The sequence below is a fragment of the Bifidobacterium choladohabitans genome (genome assembly GCF_016102005.1).
GTDB classification, from domain to species: domain Bacteria; phylum Actinomycetota; class Actinomycetes; order Actinomycetales; family Bifidobacteriaceae; genus Bombiscardovia; species Bombiscardovia choladohabitans.
This window is the reverse complement of record NZ_JACFPL010000003.1, coordinates 215,224-234,193: the sequence shown is the minus strand read 5'-3', so window position 1 is coordinate 234,193 and position 18,970 is coordinate 215,224. Positions and strand designations below refer to the sequence as shown.

The following is an 18,970-nucleotide window of genomic DNA, read 5'->3' as shown; positions in this document are numbered from 1 at the left end:
TGGGTTGCGCCCGGCAAAGACACCGATATTCTCCGTCAACCGACGGTTGCATCCTTGCTATTCCAAGGAAGCAACCAGCCACTTCACCCCAGCCAGCCTGATGACGGCCCACCATCGATTCCCCCTTCTGGCAAGAAATACACCCTCTATCCGTTCACGATACATACCCTTCGGGTGGGAGATACTGCTCCCCCACCCTGAATCATCCCCGATTCGACCCTGAAAACACCCTGACAGGAGCTCTCGCCATGGTCTTATAGAAGAAGAGACCAGACAGGCGACGACCGAAAGGAAGGCAAGGATGCAGCATCGGAAGGCTAAGGATCCATACGCACAGACCCCACTCATTCTGAATAAGATCTGCTATGACTATGGAACGCGGCAGAAGCAGAGCACCAGGGTGTTGGACGAAATCAGTCTGGAATGTCAGGCTGGGACCTGGACGGCCATCATGGGTCCTTCAGGCGCCGGCAAATCGACCCTTCTCTATTGCGCCGCTGGATTGCTCCAAGTCAGGCAGGGCAGTGTGGCCATCGCCGGTGAGGACCTGACGCGAATGAAAGAGAAGGAGCTGACCCAACTCCGGCGCGACCATATCGGCTTCGTCTTCCAGGACTACAACCTGGTCAACGCCTTCACCTGCCTGCAGAACACCATGCTGTCCAGCCTCTTCGGCGGCAGGAAAATCTCCACCCAAGCGGCCCTGTCTGCCCTGTCCAACGTCGGATTGGAGGGATATGCCAACACCTATCCGGCAGACATGAGCGGAGGCCAGCAGCAGCGCGTGGCCATCGCCAGATCCCTTGCCGCCAGCCCGGAGATCATCATGGCCGACGAGCCCACCGGCGCCCTGGACACCCATAGCTCGCGGGAGGTCATGGACCTCTTCGAACTGGCCGTCCGAAGCGGCCAGACCATCCTCATGGTGACCCACGACCCCAACGTCGCCGCCCGGGCCCACCGCGTCATCTTCCTCCAGGACGGACGCATTCAGGCAGCATGCCCGGGCGGAGACCCACAGACCATAGCCCAGCAGCTGGCCAGCATGGATGCTGTCCCAAACGAGGAGGCCTTCAGCCCTCCTCTGGCAGTTCCATCCGATCAGCCTCGGTGATGGTACGAATTACCCGGCAGGGCACACCCACAGCCAGGGAGTCAGGGGCAATGTCATGGGTGACCACGGATCCGGCACCGATGACCGCACCATCGCCGATGGTCACTCCCCCGGCCACAGTCACGTTTGATGCCAGCCAGCAGTTCGATCCGATGGTGATCGGAGCGCCCAACTCGTAGTCGTAGAGGGAGCCATCCTCATGGCGCCTCAGATTCCGCTCCTGCCACCGCAGGGGATGCAGTGGGGTGGCCAGGGTGACATTGGGGCCGATCATCACATCGTCGCCGATCTGCACCGGGCAGGTATCCAAAACAGTGAAGTTGAAATTGGCGAAGATGCGCGAGCCAAGCTTGGTGAAGCACCCATAGTCGAAGTAGATAGGCCCCATAAAGTCGACGTCCTGGCCATGCTCGGGCACCAGATCGTCCAGAAGCCGGCTGCGCAGGTCCCGCTCCTGCTCAGAAGATGCGTTGAAAAGACGGCAAAGTTCGTGGGCCTTGACCCGCAGCTGGCCCAGTTCGGGATCCGAGGCATCATAGAGCTCGCCAGCAAGCATCCGCTCCCTCTGCGAGCGCCGATTCCCTTTACCGGCTCCGCCAGCCGAATCTGTCAGTTTTGAATCTTTGTCCATAGTCATCCAATCATTCCCGCGTCACTTCACTGTCACTGCTATAAGTTTGTACTGCTTGCAGATGCCCTATCCATGTAATCGTCTGGGTCAGACAGCCGACAGCCACACGTACATTCGTCATCCGGTTGCGGACATACGTTCACTCCCAGGGTCAAGCTTGGTAGATTGGAGGCAGCTGAGGACCATGGCGAGGAGGAAACATGCGGTATGAGGTGAGCGAGACCATCCCCGATGATGCCAGGGCCATTCGTACGGCCGTATTCGTAGAGGAGCAGGGCTTCCACAACGAATTCGACCAAACCGACGATGCCAGCCTCCATATCGTGGCCTATGACGGGGATGAACCCGTCGGGGTATGCCGGATCTTTCCCGACCGTGACAAGACATGGACCCTTGGCCGGTTGGCGGTTCTGAAGCCCTACCGCGGTCAGCATCTGGGCGCCAATTTGGTAGGCAAGGCTGAGGAAACCGCTCGGAACCAGGGGGCTGACCGGCTCACACTCCACGCTCAGGAACGGGTGGCAGGCTTCTATAGAGCTTTAGGATATAGGGACATGGGCATTCACGACCAGGACGAGGGATGCCCGCACATGTGGATGGACAAGCCGCTAACGGACAGCGATGGAAACGAGCCGGAGGACAAGGCCTCATGAATCTGACCGTCGATTTTGCCAGCACAAGCATCGCTACGAATAAGGATCCCATGGGAAGGTCCGAACAGGCCATCTCCAGCTTCAGCGATGCCGTCATCTTCTGGTTCCGTCAGAATTTCGGAAAAATCATCCTACTAATTGTCGTGGCTGTCTGCGCTGCCTTGATCTCCAAGATTGTAGCAGCGGCCATGCGACGTGCCCTGGAACGGACCAACCTGCCCAGTGCCTCCATCTTCGTCAACATCGTTCGCGCCCTGATCTGGATCTTCGCCGCTGCCACAGTCCTGCAACCCGTCTTCGGAATCAACCCATCCACTGTGGTCGCCGCCCTGGGCGTCAGCGGCCTGGCCCTCTCCTTCGGATTGAAGGATACAATCGCCAACATCGTCGGCGGCTTCGGACTGATGGTCAGCAAGGTGGTCCAGCCCGGCGACATCATCACCATCCAGGGCACCACCGGAACCGTCCGCGACGTGACCTGGCGTCATACCATCGTCATCGACAGGACCGGCAACCAGCTGCTGATCCCCAACTCCATCCTCAACACCACGGCGCTTGAGAAAATCACCGAGGCCGGCGAGGCCGCCACCACCGTTCCCTTCACCCTGCGAGGGGATGCCGATATAGCCAAGTCCTCCCGTTCCATTGCACAGGTGGTTGCCCAGGCAACCAAGGGCATGGCCATGCCTGCCAACCCGCCCATTGTCCAACTTCAGGGCTTCACCCCTTATGGCATCAAGGGCCAGGTGGTCATGTTTGCCAAGCAGGGTGTAATCGCCGCCGATATGCAGGATGCCGCCACCCGCGCTCTGGCCGGCCAGGACTACCTGGTCCAGGAGGCGGAGCTCCCATCGGGGAAAGGCGTAGACCAAGCCAACTGATTGCTGTAGGTTTTCGTCTTGAATGACTAGCGGACGTACTGGCTGACGCTTTTCATCTTGAGCAAAGCGTCAGCCAGCCAACGATAGATATCATCCCATTGGTCTTGCTTGTAATCAGTATGCCTCGTCAGAGTCAGGTGGCGTGACTTCTTGTCTGCATCCTTATCATCCCATTCCAAATCACCCTCCTGGCCTGACAGGTCGCTCTCGACCTGAGACTTTTGCTCAAGGAAGTCCGCATATTGCGCAGGATCATGAAAGAGGAATTCAACGGTGGCGTACCCGTCCCTGATGCCGATGAGGCCTGCCAGATTGCATCCGGACACGGGCGAGCCAAAACTCAGCAGGTACCGCGTATGGTCCGCTCTGGTAAAGGCCGAGCCGAAAGCGGCCATGAAGTCATTCCTGGCCTTACAGAAGTCAACGAACCCATCCCAGAACATGGCCCTCACCTTCGAGCGGTCCAAAGACTCCATATCACCTTGCGAAACCTGGTAACGAGAACGAAAATCGTCAAGGCTGATGCCCCCATGTCCCCAAAACGTCCAGCCATTGATTGAGCTGCTGTTCGCCCCAGCCAATTTGAGAACATGCGAAGCCGCTGACGAGGGACTCTCAAATTCACGTCCATCCGAGACCCTAATCATCATCTCTCCAGTAATGAGGGCACTGGCCTCATACTTGCGAGAAAGACTCTCCAGTCGATCGCCAGGCTTCAGCAGGCCACTGGCACCCAACATGTGCAAAGAAACCGTCTTTGTCGGAATCTTCGCCTGCTTATCAGCTTTGTACTTGTCAATAGTCGCACGATCGATCTTCGGCATAGACCAGACTTCCAAAGCCTTGTCAGCTAGTCGACACGTCCTGGCCTCGATGGACTCAGCGTTCCATGTCTCCGCACCACGCAACTCACGTGAAATAGACAGGTATTCATCCTGATACCCACCGACAATTCGATCCCTCTTCTGCTTAAACAGCCCATCCGAGAGTTCCGAGTTATAAGCGGTCAGAGTTAAATTACCCAGCTTGTTGATATGCTCCGCAAAAACCCGTTCGCAATCAGCACCCAACATTTGCCGCCACTGCTCATGAGCGAGCGCATTCTGGGGCAGAATATGCTCAATGGTGTAATTCCTGGAGGAGAAGTCAATCGGGTTCTTAGGATGGTACGCATTCTCCAGTGTCGTCAACATGTAATTACAACGCGAAAAGGGATAGAAGTCGCGCGAAAGAAGGGTCTGACGAAATTCATTGTCATCAGGCATCCGATGGCTTGTTCCAGCCCCGCCCAGCAAGGCTGCCTCAAAAGCCTGCCGATAGCCGGGTGACCCATCTTCCTTTACCTGTCTGAGACGTGCTATGACCGAAAGCGAGAACCGGTTCAGCCCGTTGTTGGACATCTGGCAGGCAATGCGGCGGAAGAGATAACTCTCCAACAGCTTCAACATGGATACAAAATCACTCCGACTGAAGAGGTCATCCCCCTCCTGGTAATCATCCAAAAGGGTCATGAGCAAGGGGTTGATGACAGACATATTCAGAGCACGAATGCGATCAAACAATCGATCTATTTCAGGATCATCCCCCGAGCTCGAAGTAATGCGCGAATAATACCCGGCAAACTTGCTCATCTGATCAAGAAGCCCGACTATTTGACCATGGTTATCGTAGCCATTGTTGGTCACGTAGTCTTTAAAGAACCGGTATACGTCTCGTGTAGGCACTGGTCTGGGGGCGTTGATGATGGCAAGCCAATCATAAAGAAAATCATCAAAAACGTCATTATAGATATCCACGCCAAGCTTTATTTCAATTATTCTCCAATGATCTTCATACAACTGTCCCTGCATCTCCAGGGGCTGCCGCATAAGCACATAATTACGAACCAGATCTGCAGTCGAAAGGTCCTTACCGGTTGAGTTCATGGACTCAAAGATGGCCTGTGGATCATCCTGACCCTGCGTCAAGGAGATCGACACTACTTCCAAGCGCCTGAGCCCAGCCCACACGCTGTTCGGATCCCTCATCTCCTTCAATTGACCACTGAACCATTGGAAGTTATCGATGATTCTATGGGACTCACTTGTAATCGGGGCCCTAGGATCCTCCAAATGGTGAATGACAGACTGGTATTGGTCATGATCACCCTGCGAGAGGCATAAACGATAATGCCCTTCGCCTTCTCGACAGGAATCAATCAGATATTCATCTATGATTTCATTGCGTGAAAACTGCAATTCATCGGCCTGGTTTGGGTGGCTATCTGCATAGGCAGCAAGTGCTGCTAAGAGAAGATTTACGGTCGTGATTCTCTGCTGACCGTCGATAATGAGAGCCTGTGTTACCCCATCGGCGCCCATGGTGCCCTCTTGAACCCATACCACTGAACCCATGAAATGGGCGCTTTCGTGTAAATGCCCGATGTGAAGCACATCGTCCCAAAGCTGCTCGCATTGTTCCTCATCCCAAGAATAAGGGCGCTGATACACAGGAACGATAAAACGCTTGCCCTTATCGGCAATCAGACTCAGCAGCTTAACGGGACCAGCATCCATAGGGAACCTTGCCTTACCAGCGAGTACAAGAGCGGACGCTTCTATTATAGGAAGCACTCGCTGCCGCAGTCAGGCCGATACACCCTCAATCAGATCGGTAATCAGATCGGTGTAGGTGATCCCAGTGGCCTCCCAGGCCTTGGCATACATGGAGATGGGCGTAAAGCCAGGCATGGTGTTGATCTCGTTGACGATGACCCTGCCCTCGGACGTCACAAAGCAGTCGACACGGCTCAGACCGGCGCCGTCCACGGTTCTGAAGGCCTTGGCGGCCAGGTCGCGAACCTTCTGAAGAGTCTCCTCCGGCAGGTTCGCGGGGACCTCCACGTGGGAGGCGGAGGAGTCCACATACTTGCTGTCGAAGTCGTAGAAAGCCTCGTCCTGGTCAGCCTTGTCCAGCACCACCTCGCCAGGCCAGGCTGTGCGGGGCTTTCTGTCCTTGCTGGAGGCGAGCACGGCGCACTCGATCTCCCGCCCCTCAATGCCCTCCTCCATCAGGACCCGCCAGTCGTGCCTTGCAGCCTCGGCGACCGCAGCAGCCAGGGCTTCGCCTTCGGGCTCTTCCACTTTGACCACGCCAAAGCTGGATCCCGCACGGGAGGGCTTGACGAAGAGCGGGTAATGCAGCTCCGCCTTCTGCACAGCGGCCAGCAGGTCGGCCCCGGATTGCTGTTCACGGGAGTCAATGGTGATGCCCGGAGCCACAGGTATACCGGCCTGACTGAGCAGAATCTTGGTGTAGTGCTTGTCCATGCATGCGGCAGAGGCGAAGACCCCGCACCCGACGTAGGGCAGACCCATCATTTCAAGCAGGCCCTGCAGAGTACCGTCCTCACCGTAAGGGCCGTGGAGCACCGGGAAAACCACGTCCACATGCCCCAAAGGCTCCAAGGACCCGACGGACCTGGAAGGCTCGGATCCAGAGACCAGGTCGTCATGGTCGCCGATCAGAAACCCATCCCTGCCACGGGCCATGTCGAGGATGATCGGACGGCTGCCTTCGGTTATCTGCACGGTTGGCAGACTGGCATCGCCCAGACCCCACTGCCTGGGATCCTGGCCGCCGATGGTCCATCGGCCATCCTTGGTGATGCCGATGGGGATGGGCTCATATCGGTCGGTATCGATGGCATTGAGCACGCCGGCCGCCGACACGCAGGATATGGAATGTTCGTCGGCACGCCCGCCATAGAGCACCACAACACGTTTCCTGACCATCATCCCTCGGCTTTCCTCATCCTGGACATGATTTTCAACCTCATGCACCTGCCCAGGCAGATACATCATTCAAGACAGCAGAATATCCCCTTGCCAGGCGGAAAGGCCCGGACACAGTCGCTCATCCACAAGCTTGGCACGAACAGGCATAACAAGGCCGATACAGCAGTCAGACAAGCCAGGCGCACATCCTGATCCGGAAACCATTCATCGCCGATCAATAGGTTGATAGCGCACGCTTCACAGCCTTCGTGCACCCTCTATAGCCCTCAGGATTTTCTGATGGACACCATTCTGATGGTGGTCAGACTCATTCTGCAGTGATATGCCCACCGAACAGCTCGTCAATCATGCCCCGGCAGCTCAGACCCTGATCCAGCACATGGCTCATGGCCGTAGCCAGCGGGGTCGCCACCTGGTAGCGCTTGCCCAGGGCGACGACAGCATCAGTGGTGGGTACGCCCTCGGCGACACCCTTGCTGACGCGGGTGGCCTCCTCAATGCTTTTGCCCTGACCCAGATTGAAGCCGAAAGTATAGTTCCTGCTCAGGGACGACCCACAGGTGGCCACCAGGTCGCCCACCCCGGCAAGACCCGCGAAGGTCTTGGACTTGGCACCGCAGGCCTCCCCCAAGGCAGTGAGTTCAGCCAGCCCCCTGGCCTGGATCATGGCGGCTGTGTTCTCCCCGAATCCAGCCCCCCGTGACATCCCCACAGCCAGTGCAGTGACGTTCTTCAGCGACCCGCACATTTCCAGGCCGATCACATCGTCAGAGACGAAGGCCTTGAAATAGTCGGTCGTGCAGGCACGGGCTACTCTCATGGCGGTATCGGCATCCGCGCTGGCGACCACGGTGGCGCTCGGTTCGCGGGCGGCCACCTCCTTGCTCAGATTGGGACCGGATACGGCCGCAAACCTGGTTGGGACCAGATCCAGCGTCTGGCAGACCACCTGATCCATCCGCCTGTCGGTAGCCCGTTCAATCCCCTTCATCAGGGAAACCGCAATGGCATCATGACCCAGCAGACCCTTGAATTGCGTCAAGGCCTCACAGGCGTGCTGAGCGGCTATGGCCACGACCACGATTTCTGCACCCGAGACTGCCTCGGCCCGGTCGCTCTCAGCGATGATGGCGTCTGGCAACCTCTTCACGTTCGGCAGACGGCGAGTATTCGAATGTTGACTGTTGATTTCGCCCACGACATCCGGGTCGATGTCCCACATGACCACCTGATTGCCTGCATCAGCCAATACCTGGGCAAAAGCGGTTCCCCATGCGCCTGCTCCCAATACCGCGATCTTCGTCATCATTCTCCTTTGCATAATGCCGTGCGCACGGGAACGCCGACCAGCAGCCTCATTCTTGTCTCTACCATCCTATGACACCACCGCCAGGCAGCAAGAATTAGGGGCGGGTTCCGGCCTTATTGCTCGCTTCTGGGCCGACGGGTCATGGTCACATAATCGAAATATCCAGCCTTCGGGGGCTCCTCGCCACGGATCTCGGCCATGACCTCTTCCATCCGATTGCGCAGGCGGACGCAGAGGGCATGTACGGATTGCTTGGGAGGTTCCGCACCCCACTGATCCATATCTTCCAGTAGGTCGGAATAGTCAAGGAGCCTGTCATAACACATGACCACGTTCTTGCGAGGCCAGGGCCACTTGTGGTTGATCGAAGCAGCCCCCCAGGTGATGCTGGGATAGAGTGGGACCATACGACCCAGCTGCCGCGACGCCTCCAAGGCGATGAATCCGACCCCGGGCTTGAGCGACATGGGCCACTTCAGCGGGTCACGGGTCACGGTCCCCTCGGGCCAGATGGTCAGCGGCCTGCCCGAGGTGATGATGCTGATCGACTCCTCCTCAATTGACCTGGCCTTGCCGGACTTGCGTTCAACCGGCTGCATGCCCACCATGCGGAACCAGCTGCCGATAAGGGGCCAATGGGCCATCTCGGCCTTGGCCATATAGCGGGGCCGACGACCCAGGTGGAAGAGGGCCATCATGGGAATGAAAACGTCGAACTGGGTCACATGGGTGGCTGCGGTGATAAAGGGCCCGGTCTCCGGAACCCGCTCCAACCCCCAGGCATAGACCCGGCAGGAGTCACGCACCACCTGGGAGACCCCGCGCAATAGGCGGGTGGTCCCCACGGGGTGCTGGCCGTCTATCTCGTCCAGTTCCGGTGTGCGATGTCCAGTGGGATAGTAGCGCGTTGGATCCACCAACCTGTGCCGTTGGGCCAGCAGGGCCACCTGCCGGTCGGACAGGGCGGGCACCGCAGACCGGGGGGAGGGTTTGCCTTTGGAAGCCATCTATGTCCGCCGGATCAGTCGATCTGCGCGTCCAGGGCCAGCAGCTTGTCGCGGAAGTCCTCGTAGCCGCGGTCGATCAGGGATATGCCATGGACGGTGGAGGGGCCGGAGGCCGTCAGTGCGGCGATCAGGTGGCTGAAGCCGCCACGCAGGTCGGGCACATCGATGTCCTGGCCGGTCAGCGGGGTGGGCCCGAAGATGACCGCCGAGTGGTTGAAGTTGCGCTGCTGGAAGCGGCAGGGCAGGGATCCCAGGCACTCCTTGTAGAGCTGGATGGTGGCGCCCATCTGAATAAGCGGCTTGGTGAAGCCAAAGCGATTCTCATAGACGGTCTCGTGAACGATGGAAAGACCCTTGGCCTGGGTGAGGGCCACCACCAGGGGCTGCTGCCAGTCTGTCATGAATCCGGGGTGCACGTCGGTCTCGATGGCCACGGGCCGCAGGTCGCCGCCCGGATGCCAGAAGCGGATGCCGTCGTCGCGCACGTCGAACTGGCCGCCGATCTTGCGGAAGACGTTCAGGTAGGTCATCATGTCGGGCTGGTGGGCGCCCTTGACCATGATGTCGCCATGGGTGGCCAGGGCGGCGGAGGCCCAGGAGGCGGCTTCGATCCGGTCGGGCAGGGAGGTATGGGTGAACCCCTTCAGGGAGGGCACACCCTCGATGCGGATGGTCCTGTCCACGTCCACGGAGATTTGCGCACCCATCTTCTGCAGAACCGCCACCAAGTCCATGATTTCGGGCTCGGTAGCCGCGCCTGACAGCTCGGTACGCCCCTCGGCCAGGACTGCCGCCAACAGGGTCTGCTCCGTTGCGCCCACCGAGGGGTAGGGCAGGTGGATCTTGGCCCCATGCAGGCCGTCCGGCGCTGTGATGTGGATGCCAGCCTCATGCTCCTTGTCGACATTGGCCCCCAGCTTGCGCAGGGTCTCCAGATGGAAGTCGATGGGTCTGCTGCCGATGCGGCAGCCGCCCAGAACGGGGATGAACGCCTCCCCCATCCGGTGCAGGAGCGGCCCGGAGAAGAGGATGGGTATGCGGGAAGAGCCCGACAGGGTGTCCACATCGGCCACATCAGCCAGCTCCACATGGCTGGCATCGATGGTGACCACGCCCTCCTGAGGACGAACGTCCACCTTGACACCGTGAAGCCTCAGCAGATCCGAAACCACCTGGACATCGCGGATTACAGGCACATTCTTGAGTACCGAGACACCCGGAGCCAGAAGGGCGGCCACCATGGCCTTGCTGACGAAGTTCTTGGCCCCACGGACCTGTATGGTGCCATGCAGGGGCCTGCCGCCCACCACATGCAGCACATCATCCTGAGTATTCACCTTGGGCATTTATCGGCTTCTTTCTCGTATCCGCTCAGAGCCGGGCTTTGGCACATCATCGGCCCTTATTGCAAGTCTGCCACAGGGGGTGTGGGGACACCGTGAATTGTCGCCTCAGGCATAGAGCGTCCACCCTGTCAGATACTGGTCAGGCGCCGGCTGAAACGAAGGGGGTCAGCATGGTGAAGCCCATGATCAGCAGCAGCATGATGAAGAATGGGCAGGCCCAGGCGCCATAGACGTTCGTGTAGGTGCGGTTTTCATGCAGAAAAGCGGCAATCCGATGACGGCCCAGGTAAAGCACCAGAACGGCCGCCATCATGCCTGCCAGCATCATGAGCACGTTTATGTAGGAGGACATGTTGTCGCTCATGAACCCGAGAAGGACTTCCAACCCGTCGCTGACGACCAGGTTGTTGAACACGTGCAGGGCCATGGACCAGAAGATGGAGTATTCGCAGGCCAGATAGCCCAGGAGCAGACCCATGATGAAAGCAAAGAACCCCTGGCCAAGGTCGCCATGGAAGAAGCCGAACATAACGGCGGAGGTGACGATGGCGAAGACGTGCCCATAGGGTTTCAACGCGTTCAGGATGGCCCCTCTGAAGACCAGCTCCTCGATGACGGGGGCCAGCAGGCTGACGTATATAAACATGGGAATGGTACCCGAGGCCTGCTGGATCTGCTGGGTCGTAGTCCAGGACTGCTGCACTCCCAACCGCGCCGCAGTCCAGTCCATGCCCGACTGATACCAGTCAGCCACGGTCTGCCCGGTCAGCGTCAGCGCAAAGCATCCCAGCAGAACCTGCCAGGTCATGGGGTGCAGATCAGTGTGGAAAATGCCCGAGGGACCGGAGTCGCAGATCTGCCGGCGTCGTGTGAAAACCAGGAAGCAGAGGCCTGTGCAGGCGGCGATCAGATTGATGATGCCCCCATACTCCTTGTCGGCATGGCTCATCACATATATAAATCCCGAGTGAGCAGGCACCGGATCGAACACGGCATTCCACTCCATCTGAGCCAGAACACCGAACAGAAGGCCGACGCTGTTGATGATAAGCAGGTAGACCAGCAACAGGGCGGCCTGGCGGTTGAGCATGCCCCTGGCCGCACTCATCCATGCGCGATCCGCCGTGCCTCGTCTGGGCTTCTGAGTCTGCCCAGTCCCTGACGCATCGGCTTCCGTCGCTGTCTGCCCCATGTCACCATGCCCTTTCATGATCCTCTGCAGGTTTGGCCGTTCAGCACCGACCTCCAGCTGGTCCAAGTCTACGCCAACACCGGCGGCACCCATACGTCATGCTCTAGAGCAGGCCGGGCACGAACTTGAAGATTGCCAGCAGCAGGCAGAGCAGCAAATAGAGCAGAAACCAGGGCTGCCTCCAGGACACATAGGTTCCCTTAGGCGCTCGATAGCGCCGCCGGTAATCCAAGAGGCTGGCGCGGTGCAGGAAGAACATGAGCAACCCAGCCAGAACCAAGACCAGAGCCACTGCCAAAACCGACAGACGGGCGGTTCGCGGAGCGTTCATCAGATAGCGGTTGGGCAGGCCGGTGAAGAGCAGATCGCCGACCACACGGGCTCCGATGGCCCAGATCAGACCATACTCCAGGGAGCAGTATCCCAATGCCAGCCCCAGCAGGAAAATCCAAAGCCCAGAGACCGGATCACACTGGAGCAGGGCGCAGAGCAGGGATGCGGTAAGGATGGCAAAAACTCGGCCAAACCGACGCAGTCCGTTGAGGATGATGCCACGGAACACCAGCTCCTCAGCCAGGGGAACCGCCAGGAGGGCGTACAGGGCCATCATCGGCGAGGAAGCGCCTGTGACCAGCAGGCTGCGCGAGGCCAGGGAGGGGATGTGCAGAAGCAGGCAGAAGTGGTTGAGGAACTTGTTCAGTTCATGGACCATCCCCTGGCCCAGCAGGAGCACCGCTACAAGGGCCAGCAGAGCCGCCAGCGTCATTCTTCTGTCTGTGCGCCAATGAACGGCGTCCTGTCCTCGCTGATCCTCACCTCGAATAACGCTCCACTCTGAAGTGCAGGCATAAGTCAGCGCCAGCAGGACCGACAGGAGGGTAATCCCATCGGATAGGAAGGCGATGGATCTGGGGTCCTTGACCTGCTCCATGATGACAGGCAGGATCATCCCCGAACCGACCATGAGCACCAGAACGGATATGGCCAGGTAGACGAAAGCGAAGGCGGCCTGGCCGTTGACGGCGTGGAGAACCCCCGAACTGGCCGTGTAGGCGATGGACTTTTTGGCAGCGGGCTGGGCCGCAACTGCAGCGGCTGGCGTGGCAGTATCAAGTTCACTTGGAACGACAATCGGCCACGAACTGACCGGTGCCGGTCGGCTTGCTCCCGGGACGGATTCTGCCGAAACATTGGAAACGACCCTGGGGGCTGCCGACTCGGCTGAAGGACGGGTGCGGTTACGAGCAGATCGCCGCTTGGACGACCGACGTGCTCCTCCACTCCTTTTACGACCTCTGGTGGAAAGGCCCAGATGAGGACCATGCGAAGAGCCGGACGGCTTGGTTGCATCCGTCGCGGTATCCTCGGTTCCGGCGGACTCAGCCTTGGCAGCCACAGCAGCTGCAGCAGCCTCGGCAGCCTTGGCGGCGAGAGCCACCGAAGCACCTGGAGAGGATACGGATGTCGGCGAAGACGCAAACTGAACGACCGACTGCCTGCCTGGAGCTGCATTCCCAGACACGGAAGATTCAGAGGGGGCAGGCTGAACGGCAATGCCTCCTTGGCCGGTCTGCACGGGCTGACCGACATGATCCCTTTGCGCGAGCGCCGTCCCCTGTCCGTCGACAGCCTTTGACGAAACGACCCGACCACCGGTGCCGTCACCGGCGACTGCGGCAGGCTGAGCGACTAACCGTGGAGTCGAACAGACCCGACGCCCCTGATGATCGGCTCCGCTGGCCACGGATCGTGCAGCAGCACCGTTCTCCGCTGGAGCCGGGGAACCAGTGACCAGGGAATCCCAGTCCGCAACCGAACGACGGACAACGACCGGTCGGTCGGCGAATACCACGGGTGTCGCAGGCGCACCAGCAGAAGCTGCGGGCGCAGAGACCTCCGGATTCGTTTTCGCGGACATCGGATCCCCAGATCCGGAAGCCGAGGGCGCCCCGGCCGTAGTCATCGACTTGGGTTCGGCTGTTTCGACTGCGGAAGGAACGGGAGCGGAAGCTTTTGATGACTCCTGCTCGACCTTGGAAGGTACCGGGACAGCGGAGTCGACAGCATTGGCAGACGGTGCGGAAGCTGCAGGTTTGCCTGCACGGGTGCTTGTGGACGGCTTACGACGCTTGGGCATATTCCAGGAGAAGACCGGGCCTTTGTTCGTCTCGGGCTTGGTCCAGGACCAGACGACCTTGACTGCAGGCTTCTCAGGCTGTGCCGAAATCTCTGTGGCCGTCCCGGTGGCCTTGGAAGCCTCCAGCTCTCGGCGCACCACCACACGCCGCGGGGATGACTCTTGGCCGGAATCCTTTCCGCTCTGCCCGTCAACTGGCAGGTCTTCCGGGGGAAATGTGGGAACCTCCGGTTGACTGGCCATGGTGACCGAGTTCAAAAAATCATAGGACCCGGGAAGCACCGAGGGTCGTTCACCGACTGGCATGGCACCCTTGTGCCCTTTGCCACCAGCTCCGTCATCACCTAGAAGAGCAGTCTTCCTATGGGCTATCCGCCCCGGGTAGGCCAAGCCATCATCCACGGCCTCCCCCGGCAGGCTCAAGGGTGGCAGGCTGATGGACCCTTCCTCATAGTCCCAGTGGCGTGCGTAGTCCTTGCTGGCACTGTGGCTTGCAGTCATGAGGGCAATAGAGGAGCGAGACACCTTCAAGCGCCCCTGATCGCTTTGGGCATCGGCAGACTCACTGCCGCTGTCGCGATCCTCATCATCCCTCATCCGTCGATGATCCTTCCCCTTCATGCACTACCGTACGACCGTCAAGGGCGTCCAGCGACACGAACCTTTCCCCATGTTCATATCAACACTACATACCCGAGTCTAGCCCGACCCCGCCCTTCCCTCGACGGAATCCCGACAATGGGCCAGCGCCATCGACCGTCTGCTCAGGCCAGCCCCGGCACGAATTCGCTCAGGGCCATCAGCAGGCATGCCAGGCAGAAGAGCAGGAACCAAGGCGCCCTCCAGGAAGCGTATATCCCCTTGGGAGCGCGATTGCTCCGGCAGTAATCACGGAGAGTCCTCAGCTTGAACAGCAGTCCGACGACTCCGGTCAGCAGCACCAGGATCATGAGCAGACCCAGGCCGATGCGAACCACCTCGGGTGCCAGGGGCATGTACTTGGCCAGCAGACCTGAAGAGAAGGCATTGTTGAGCATGTGCACCAACAGGGACCAGACCAACCCGTATTCCATGGCCAGGTAGCCCAGAACCAGGCCGGAAATGAAACCGAACAGGCCCTGGACCAAGGAGCCATGCATGAAACCGAAAAGCAGAGAAGAGGTAATGATGGCGAAGACCCGGCCAAAGCGGCGCAAGCCGTTCATGATGACCCCTCGGAAGACCAGCTCCTCGGCAAAGGGCCCCAGAAGAATGCCATAGAAGAGCATGATCGGCGTTTCCATGCCGCCGTCGCCGGATGCGGTCGGCGGATGCAGACCAGTACCGGACAGAATGGCGCTCAGTCCAGAGTTGGCCGCGCCGGCCACCAGCTGACTGAGGAAGAAGCAGGCCAGGGCGATGATCAACGCCAGCAGGCTGAATCTGCGCGCAGTGACCCAACGCACCTGGTCCTGGCCATGCCGTTCATGGCCGACGATGACCGGCCATTGACTGATCAAGGCAAACAGCAGGGCCAGCACCACGGAGATAACCACTGTCCAGTCACCTAAAGGACCGTTGTATTGCTCCTTGGAGGCGTGTGGGAAGAGCGCAGGCAAAACCACCTTGCTTCCCAAAAGACCTGCCAATGTCTCAATGGCCACATAGATGAAAGCAAAAGCACTTAGGGCATTCACTGCCTGTCGAACGCCCCAGTTGTGCACATCGCCGCTGCTGTGCCTCATGATAATCGCCCCTCTTTGCTTGCCAACCGGTCACAGTCGACCAATGACTGTCACATTCCATGGTAGGCGAAGAAGGGGCGAATGACTTTCATATAAGGGCACACGGCCCGTCGGTCAGATGATGCCGCGGTCAGCCAGGGGCCCAGGCCAGTCGATTTGACCCTCCCTGGCTGAAGTGACCGGCTCTTCGGGCATGTGCTGAGCCGGCAGGGTACGCGGCTTGAAGGGGAAGCGCTCGGCCCTTATGCGCTCATAGGCACGGATGTCATCCTCATGCTGCAAGGTCAGATCAATATCGTCGTAGCCGTTCATGAGCCGCCATCGCACGTAATCGTCCACTTGGAAGGGCAGGGTCACATCCGCGCAGGTGACCGTGCGAGCGCCCAGGTCCACGGTCATCTCGGTGCCGGGGTCCTCCTCCAGGATCTTCCAGAGCAACTCCACTGATTCCTGGGGCATGATGGCGGCCAGGACCCCATTCTTGGCGGTATTCCCATAGAAGATGTCGGCAAATCGGGGGGCGATGACCACGCGGAAGCCATAGTCCCGCAGAGCCCAGACCGCATGCTCGCGCGAGGAGCCGATGCCGAAGTCCGGTCCGGCCACCAGGATGCGGGCACCCGAATATTCGGGCCGGTTGAGTACGAAATTCGGATCCCTTCGCCAGGCGTAGAAGAGCGCATCCTCGAAGCCTGTCTTCTTCACCCGCTTCAGGAATACGGCGGGGATGATTTGGTCAGTGTCTACGTTGGAGCGGTGCAAGGGCACCCCGACCCCGGTTACAACGGAAAGTGGCTCCATGATGACCTCCTGCCTGCTGGATGGCGATGATGATGACGAATGATTGATGGGCTTACAGATCGGCAGGGGAGCAGATGGTTCCCTTGATGGCCGTCGCAGCAGCCACCTCTGGCGAGGCCAGATGCGTCCTGCCGCCCTTGCCCTGACGACCCTGGAAGTTGCGGTTGGATGTGGAGATGGAACGCTCTCCCGGCACCAGCTGGTCGGGGTTCATTCCCAGGCACATGGAGCAGCCGGCGTTGCGCCATTCGGCTCCGAAGTCCTCGAAGATGCGGTCCAGCCCCTCCTTTTCGGCCTGAATGCGAACGCGCGAAGAAGCCGGAACCACCAGGACGCGATGCAGGTTCTTGGCCTTGTGATGCCCCTTCATGATGGCCGCTGCCGCGCGCAGATCCTCGATGCGCCCATTGGTGCAGGAGCCGATGAACACGGTGTCCACGGCGATGTCGCGGATGGGCATCCCCGGCTTCAGACCCATATAGTCGATGGCCTCCTGGGCTGCCTGGCGCTTGGCCGGATCGGCGATCTTTTCGGGCACAGGCACATCAGCAGCTATGGGCAGGCCCTGTCCGGGATTGGTGCCCCAGGTCACGTAGGGGGTCAGCTGGTCGGCATTTAGGATGACCTCCTTGTCGAAGACCGCATCCGGATCGGTGGGGAGGGTCCGCCAGTAGTCCAGCGCCTGATCCCACATGGCTCCCTTGGGGGCGTGCGGCCGGCCCTCCAGGTAGGCGAAGGTGGTTTCGTCCGGCGCGATCATCCCGGCCCTGGCCCCTGCCTCGATGGACATGTTGCAGATGGTCATGCGTGCGTCCATGGACATCCGCCGAATGGCCTCGCCCCGGTACTCCAGAACGTGCCCTTGGCCGCCGCCCGTGCCGATTTTGGCGATGACAGCCAGGATGACGTCCTTGGCGCCTACGCCCGGCTTGAGCTGCCCGCGGACGGTGATGGCCATGGTCTTGAAAGGCTTCAGGCTCAGAGTCTGGGTGGCCAGGACATGCTCCACCTCGGAGGTGCCGATGCCGAAAGCCAGGGCCCCGAAGGCCCCGTGGGTCGAGGTATGCGAATCGCCGCAGACGATGGTCATGCCGGGCTGGGTCAGCCCCAGGACGGGTGCAAAAGCATGCACGATGCCCTGGTCGGCATTCCCCAATGGAAGCAGACGGACGCCGAACTCACGGCAGTTGCGCTCCAGGGTGGAGATCTGCAGGGCCGAAACCTTGTCGGCGATGGGCCGATCGATGTCGATGGTGGGGGTGTTGTGATCCTCGGTGGCGATGACCTGGTCCACGTGACGAATCTTCCGGCCTGCCAGGCGCAGACCCTCGAAAGCCTGTGGACTGGTCACCTCGTGCATGAGCTGCAGATCGATGTAGATCAGATCGGGCTCGCCGCCTTGGCCCTTTCTGACCAAATGATCGGTCCAGACCTTTTCCGCCATTGTGCGTCCCATATCGCCTCCTGAAAGCCTACGACCGGCCGGGGCGCCAACCTCATCGGCACCCCGCCGGCCTCTTACCACCGAGTATGGAACTGCCCAACCGTTATGAACTTTTGCATTTCATATACTGAGATGGCATAATTCAACCATGGACACACCTTCTATGAACGACGACGACAGATATCCCTCCGTAAACGATCCAAACATGCATCAGGAGGAGATTCATTCGGGCGTCGGCGTTCTGGACAAGACGGTGCGAATTCTGGACACCCTGGAGACCGGACCCATGACCCTGGGCCAGCTGGTCAACGCCACCGGGTTGGCCCGACCCACAGCCCACCGGTTGGCCATCGCCTTGGAGCGCCACCGCTTCGTGCTGCGGGACGCGCATGGCCGCTTCGTCCTGGGTTCCCGCTTCGCCGAACTGGCCGCCGCCGCCGGCGAGGATCGACTGCTGACCGCCTCGGGGCCCATCCTGCATACACTGCTCAACCGTTCGGGCGAGTCGGCCCAGATTTTCCGCCGCCAGGGCGAGGTCCGGGTCTGCATCGCCGCGGTGGAACGCGCCTCGGGCCTGCGTGACTCCATCCCCGTAGGCGCTCTGCTGTCCATGGAGGCCGGGTCAGCGGCACAGATTCTGCTGGCCTGGGAGGAACCTGAGCGCCTCCATCAGGGTCTGCGACACGCCAAGTTCAATGCAGCGACCCTGGCTACGGTCCGCAAGCGCGGCTGGGCCGAGTCCATCAACGAGCGGGAAGAGGGTGTCTGTTCCATCTCGGCCCCCATCCGCAACGGATCCGGGCAGGTCATGGCCGCCATATCCATCTCCGGACCGGTCAACCGCATGTCCACCACGCCGGGAAGGCGCTACGCCCCCCTGGTCATGGCCGCCGGCAAATACCTGACCGAAGCCCTGCTACGAGCCTCTTCTCCCGCCCGTCGTAGGGCCTGAGCG

15 protein-coding genes are annotated in these 18,970 nt (G+C 59.9%); 4 read left to right on the top strand and 11 right to left on the bottom strand.

What is annotated here, in order from left to right; all coding sequences use genetic code 11:
* Positions 1-301 precede the first annotated feature (301 nt).
* Positions 302-1,114, top strand: a complete 813-nt coding sequence (locus tag H3S97_RS07015) for an ABC transporter ATP-binding protein (RefSeq protein WP_198220098.1) — start codon at positions 302-304, stop codon at positions 1,112-1,114.
* On the opposite strand, the gene H3S97_RS07010 is transcribed toward H3S97_RS07015, so the two are convergent.
* Positions 1,074-1,751 carry a sugar O-acetyltransferase gene (locus H3S97_RS07010; RefSeq protein WP_198220097.1) on the bottom strand — a complete coding sequence of 226 codons (678 nt, stop codon included), beginning with the start codon at positions 1,749-1,751 and terminating at the stop codon, positions 1,074-1,076. The genes H3S97_RS07015 and H3S97_RS07010 overlap by 41 nt on opposite strands.
* Positions 1,752-1,945: 194 nt before the next feature.
* Between H3S97_RS07010 and H3S97_RS07005 the strand changes: the two genes are divergently transcribed.
* Both H3S97_RS07005 and H3S97_RS07000 read left to right on the top strand, forming a co-directional pair.
* The gene (locus H3S97_RS07005; protein WP_198220096.1) at positions 1,946-2,398 is read left to right on the top strand and encodes a GNAT family N-acetyltransferase; all 453 of its coding nucleotides are present in this window, start codon (positions 1,946-1,948) and stop codon (positions 2,396-2,398) included.
* Positions 2,395-3,279 carry a mechanosensitive ion channel family protein gene (locus H3S97_RS07000; RefSeq protein ID WP_232356354.1) on the top strand — a complete coding sequence of 295 codons (885 nt, stop codon included), beginning with the start codon at positions 2,395-2,397 and terminating at the stop codon, positions 3,277-3,279. The genes H3S97_RS07005 and H3S97_RS07000 overlap by 4 nt, the downstream gene beginning before the upstream one ends.
* Before the next feature lie 26 nt (positions 3,280-3,305).
* Here H3S97_RS07000 and H3S97_RS06995 read toward each other — a convergent pair whose 3' ends face one another.
* The 10 genes from H3S97_RS06995 to leuC all read right to left on the bottom strand — a co-directional run bounded on the left by H3S97_RS06995 (position 3,306) and on the right by leuC (position 18,027).
* Positions 3,306-5,834 carry a DUF4268 domain-containing protein gene (locus H3S97_RS06995; RefSeq protein WP_198220095.1) on the bottom strand — a complete coding sequence of 843 codons (2,529 nt, stop codon included), beginning with the start codon at positions 5,832-5,834 and terminating at the stop codon, positions 3,306-3,308.
* 69 nt (positions 5,835-5,903) lie between these two features.
* Positions 5,904-7,052, bottom strand: coding sequence for a D-alanine--D-alanine ligase family protein (locus H3S97_RS06990; RefSeq protein WP_198220094.1), 1,149 nt, complete (start codon positions 7,050-7,052; stop codon positions 5,904-5,906).
* Between the two features lie 310 nt (positions 7,053-7,362).
* Positions 7,363-8,361 carry an NAD(P)H-dependent glycerol-3-phosphate dehydrogenase gene (locus H3S97_RS06985; RefSeq protein WP_198220093.1) on the bottom strand — a complete coding sequence of 333 codons (999 nt, stop codon included), beginning with the start codon at positions 8,359-8,361 and terminating at the stop codon, positions 7,363-7,365.
* Between the two features lie 116 nt (positions 8,362-8,477).
* Positions 8,478-9,371, bottom strand: coding sequence for a lysophospholipid acyltransferase family protein (locus tag H3S97_RS06980; RefSeq protein WP_198183674.1), 894 nt, complete (start codon positions 9,369-9,371; stop codon positions 8,478-8,480).
* 14 nt (positions 9,372-9,385) lie between these two features.
* Positions 9,386-10,717, bottom strand: a complete 1,332-nt coding sequence (gene murA, locus H3S97_RS06975) for a UDP-N-acetylglucosamine 1-carboxyvinyltransferase (protein WP_029677689.1) — start codon at positions 10,715-10,717, stop codon at positions 9,386-9,388.
* A 139-nt stretch (positions 10,718-10,856) separates the two neighbouring features.
* Positions 10,857-11,909 carry a CPBP family intramembrane glutamic endopeptidase gene (locus tag H3S97_RS06970; RefSeq protein ID WP_198220092.1) on the bottom strand — a complete coding sequence of 351 codons (1,053 nt, stop codon included), beginning with the start codon at positions 11,907-11,909 and terminating at the stop codon, positions 10,857-10,859.
* 103 nt (positions 11,910-12,012) lie between these two features.
* Complete coding sequence (locus tag H3S97_RS06965) at positions 12,013-14,643, bottom strand: CPBP family glutamic-type intramembrane protease (protein WP_198220091.1); 2,631 nt, start codon at positions 14,641-14,643, stop codon at positions 12,013-12,015.
* Positions 14,644-14,810: 167 nt separating this feature from the next.
* The gene (locus H3S97_RS06960) at positions 14,811-15,770 is read right to left on the bottom strand and encodes a CPBP family intramembrane glutamic endopeptidase (protein WP_198220090.1); all 960 of its coding nucleotides are present in this window, start codon (positions 15,768-15,770) and stop codon (positions 14,811-14,813) included.
* A gap of 114 nt (positions 15,771-15,884) precedes the next feature.
* On the bottom strand, positions 15,885-16,571 hold the full coding sequence (gene leuD, locus H3S97_RS06955) for a 3-isopropylmalate dehydratase small subunit (protein ID WP_198220089.1): 687 nt from the start codon (positions 16,569-16,571) through the stop codon (positions 15,885-15,887).
* Between the two features lie 52 nt (positions 16,572-16,623).
* Complete coding sequence (gene leuC, locus H3S97_RS06950; RefSeq protein ID WP_198220088.1) at positions 16,624-18,027, bottom strand: 3-isopropylmalate dehydratase large subunit; 1,404 nt, start codon at positions 18,025-18,027, stop codon at positions 16,624-16,626.
* Positions 18,028-18,178: 151 nt separating this feature from the next.
* Here leuC and H3S97_RS06945 point away from each other — a divergent pair, with 151 nt between their 5' ends.
* On the top strand, positions 18,179-18,967 hold the full coding sequence (locus H3S97_RS06945) for an IclR family transcriptional regulator (protein WP_269748688.1): 789 nt from the start codon (positions 18,179-18,181) through the stop codon (positions 18,965-18,967).
* The last annotated feature ends 3 nt before the right edge of the window (positions 18,968-18,970 follow it).

Excerpts from the sequence above, each read along its gene's own strand:
- H3S97_RS06965 (WP_198220091.1), bottom strand. The coding sequence starts at position 14,643 with ATGAGGGATGATGAGGATCGCGACAGCGGCAGTGAGTCTGCCGATGCC.
- leuD (WP_198220089.1), bottom strand. The coding sequence starts at position 16,571 with ATGGAGCCACTTTCCGTTGTAACCGGGGTCGGGGTGCCCTTGCACCGC.
- H3S97_RS07000 (WP_232356354.1), top strand. The coding sequence starts at position 2,395 with ATGAATCTGACCGTCGATTTTGCCAGCACAAGCATCGCTACGAATAAG.
- murA (WP_029677689.1), bottom strand. The coding sequence starts at position 10,717 with ATGCCCAAGGTGAATACTCAGGATGATGTGCTGCATGTGGTGGGCGGC.
- H3S97_RS07005 (WP_198220096.1), top strand. The coding sequence starts at position 1,946 with ATGCGGTATGAGGTGAGCGAGACCATCCCCGATGATGCCAGGGCCATT.
- H3S97_RS07010 (WP_198220097.1), bottom strand. The coding sequence starts at position 1,751 with ATGACTATGGACAAAGATTCAAAACTGACAGATTCGGCTGGCGGAGCC.
- H3S97_RS07015 (WP_198220098.1), top strand. The coding sequence starts at position 302 with ATGCAGCATCGGAAGGCTAAGGATCCATACGCACAGACCCCACTCATT.
- H3S97_RS06990 (WP_198220094.1), bottom strand. The coding sequence starts at position 7,052 with ATGGTCAGGAAACGTGTTGTGGTGCTCTATGGCGGGCGTGCCGACGAA.
- H3S97_RS06980 (WP_198183674.1), bottom strand. The coding sequence starts at position 9,371 with ATGGCTTCCAAAGGCAAACCCTCCCCCCGGTCTGCGGTGCCCGCCCTG.
- H3S97_RS06995 (WP_198220095.1), bottom strand. The coding sequence starts at position 5,834 with ATGGATGCTGGTCCCGTTAAGCTGCTGAGTCTGATTGCCGATAAGGGC.
- H3S97_RS06970 (WP_198220092.1), bottom strand. The coding sequence starts at position 11,909 with ATGGGGCAGACAGCGACGGAAGCCGATGCGTCAGGGACTGGGCAGACT.
- H3S97_RS06985 (WP_198220093.1), bottom strand. The coding sequence starts at position 8,361 with ATGACGAAGATCGCGGTATTGGGAGCAGGCGCATGGGGAACCGCTTTT.
- leuC (WP_198220088.1), bottom strand. The coding sequence starts at position 18,027 with ATGGGACGCACAATGGCGGAAAAGGTCTGGACCGATCATTTGGTCAGA.
- H3S97_RS06960 (WP_198220090.1), bottom strand. The coding sequence starts at position 15,770 with ATGAGGCACAGCAGCGGCGATGTGCACAACTGGGGCGTTCGACAGGCA.
- H3S97_RS06945 (WP_269748688.1), top strand. The coding sequence starts at position 18,179 with ATGAACGACGACGACAGATATCCCTCCGTAAACGATCCAAACATGCAT.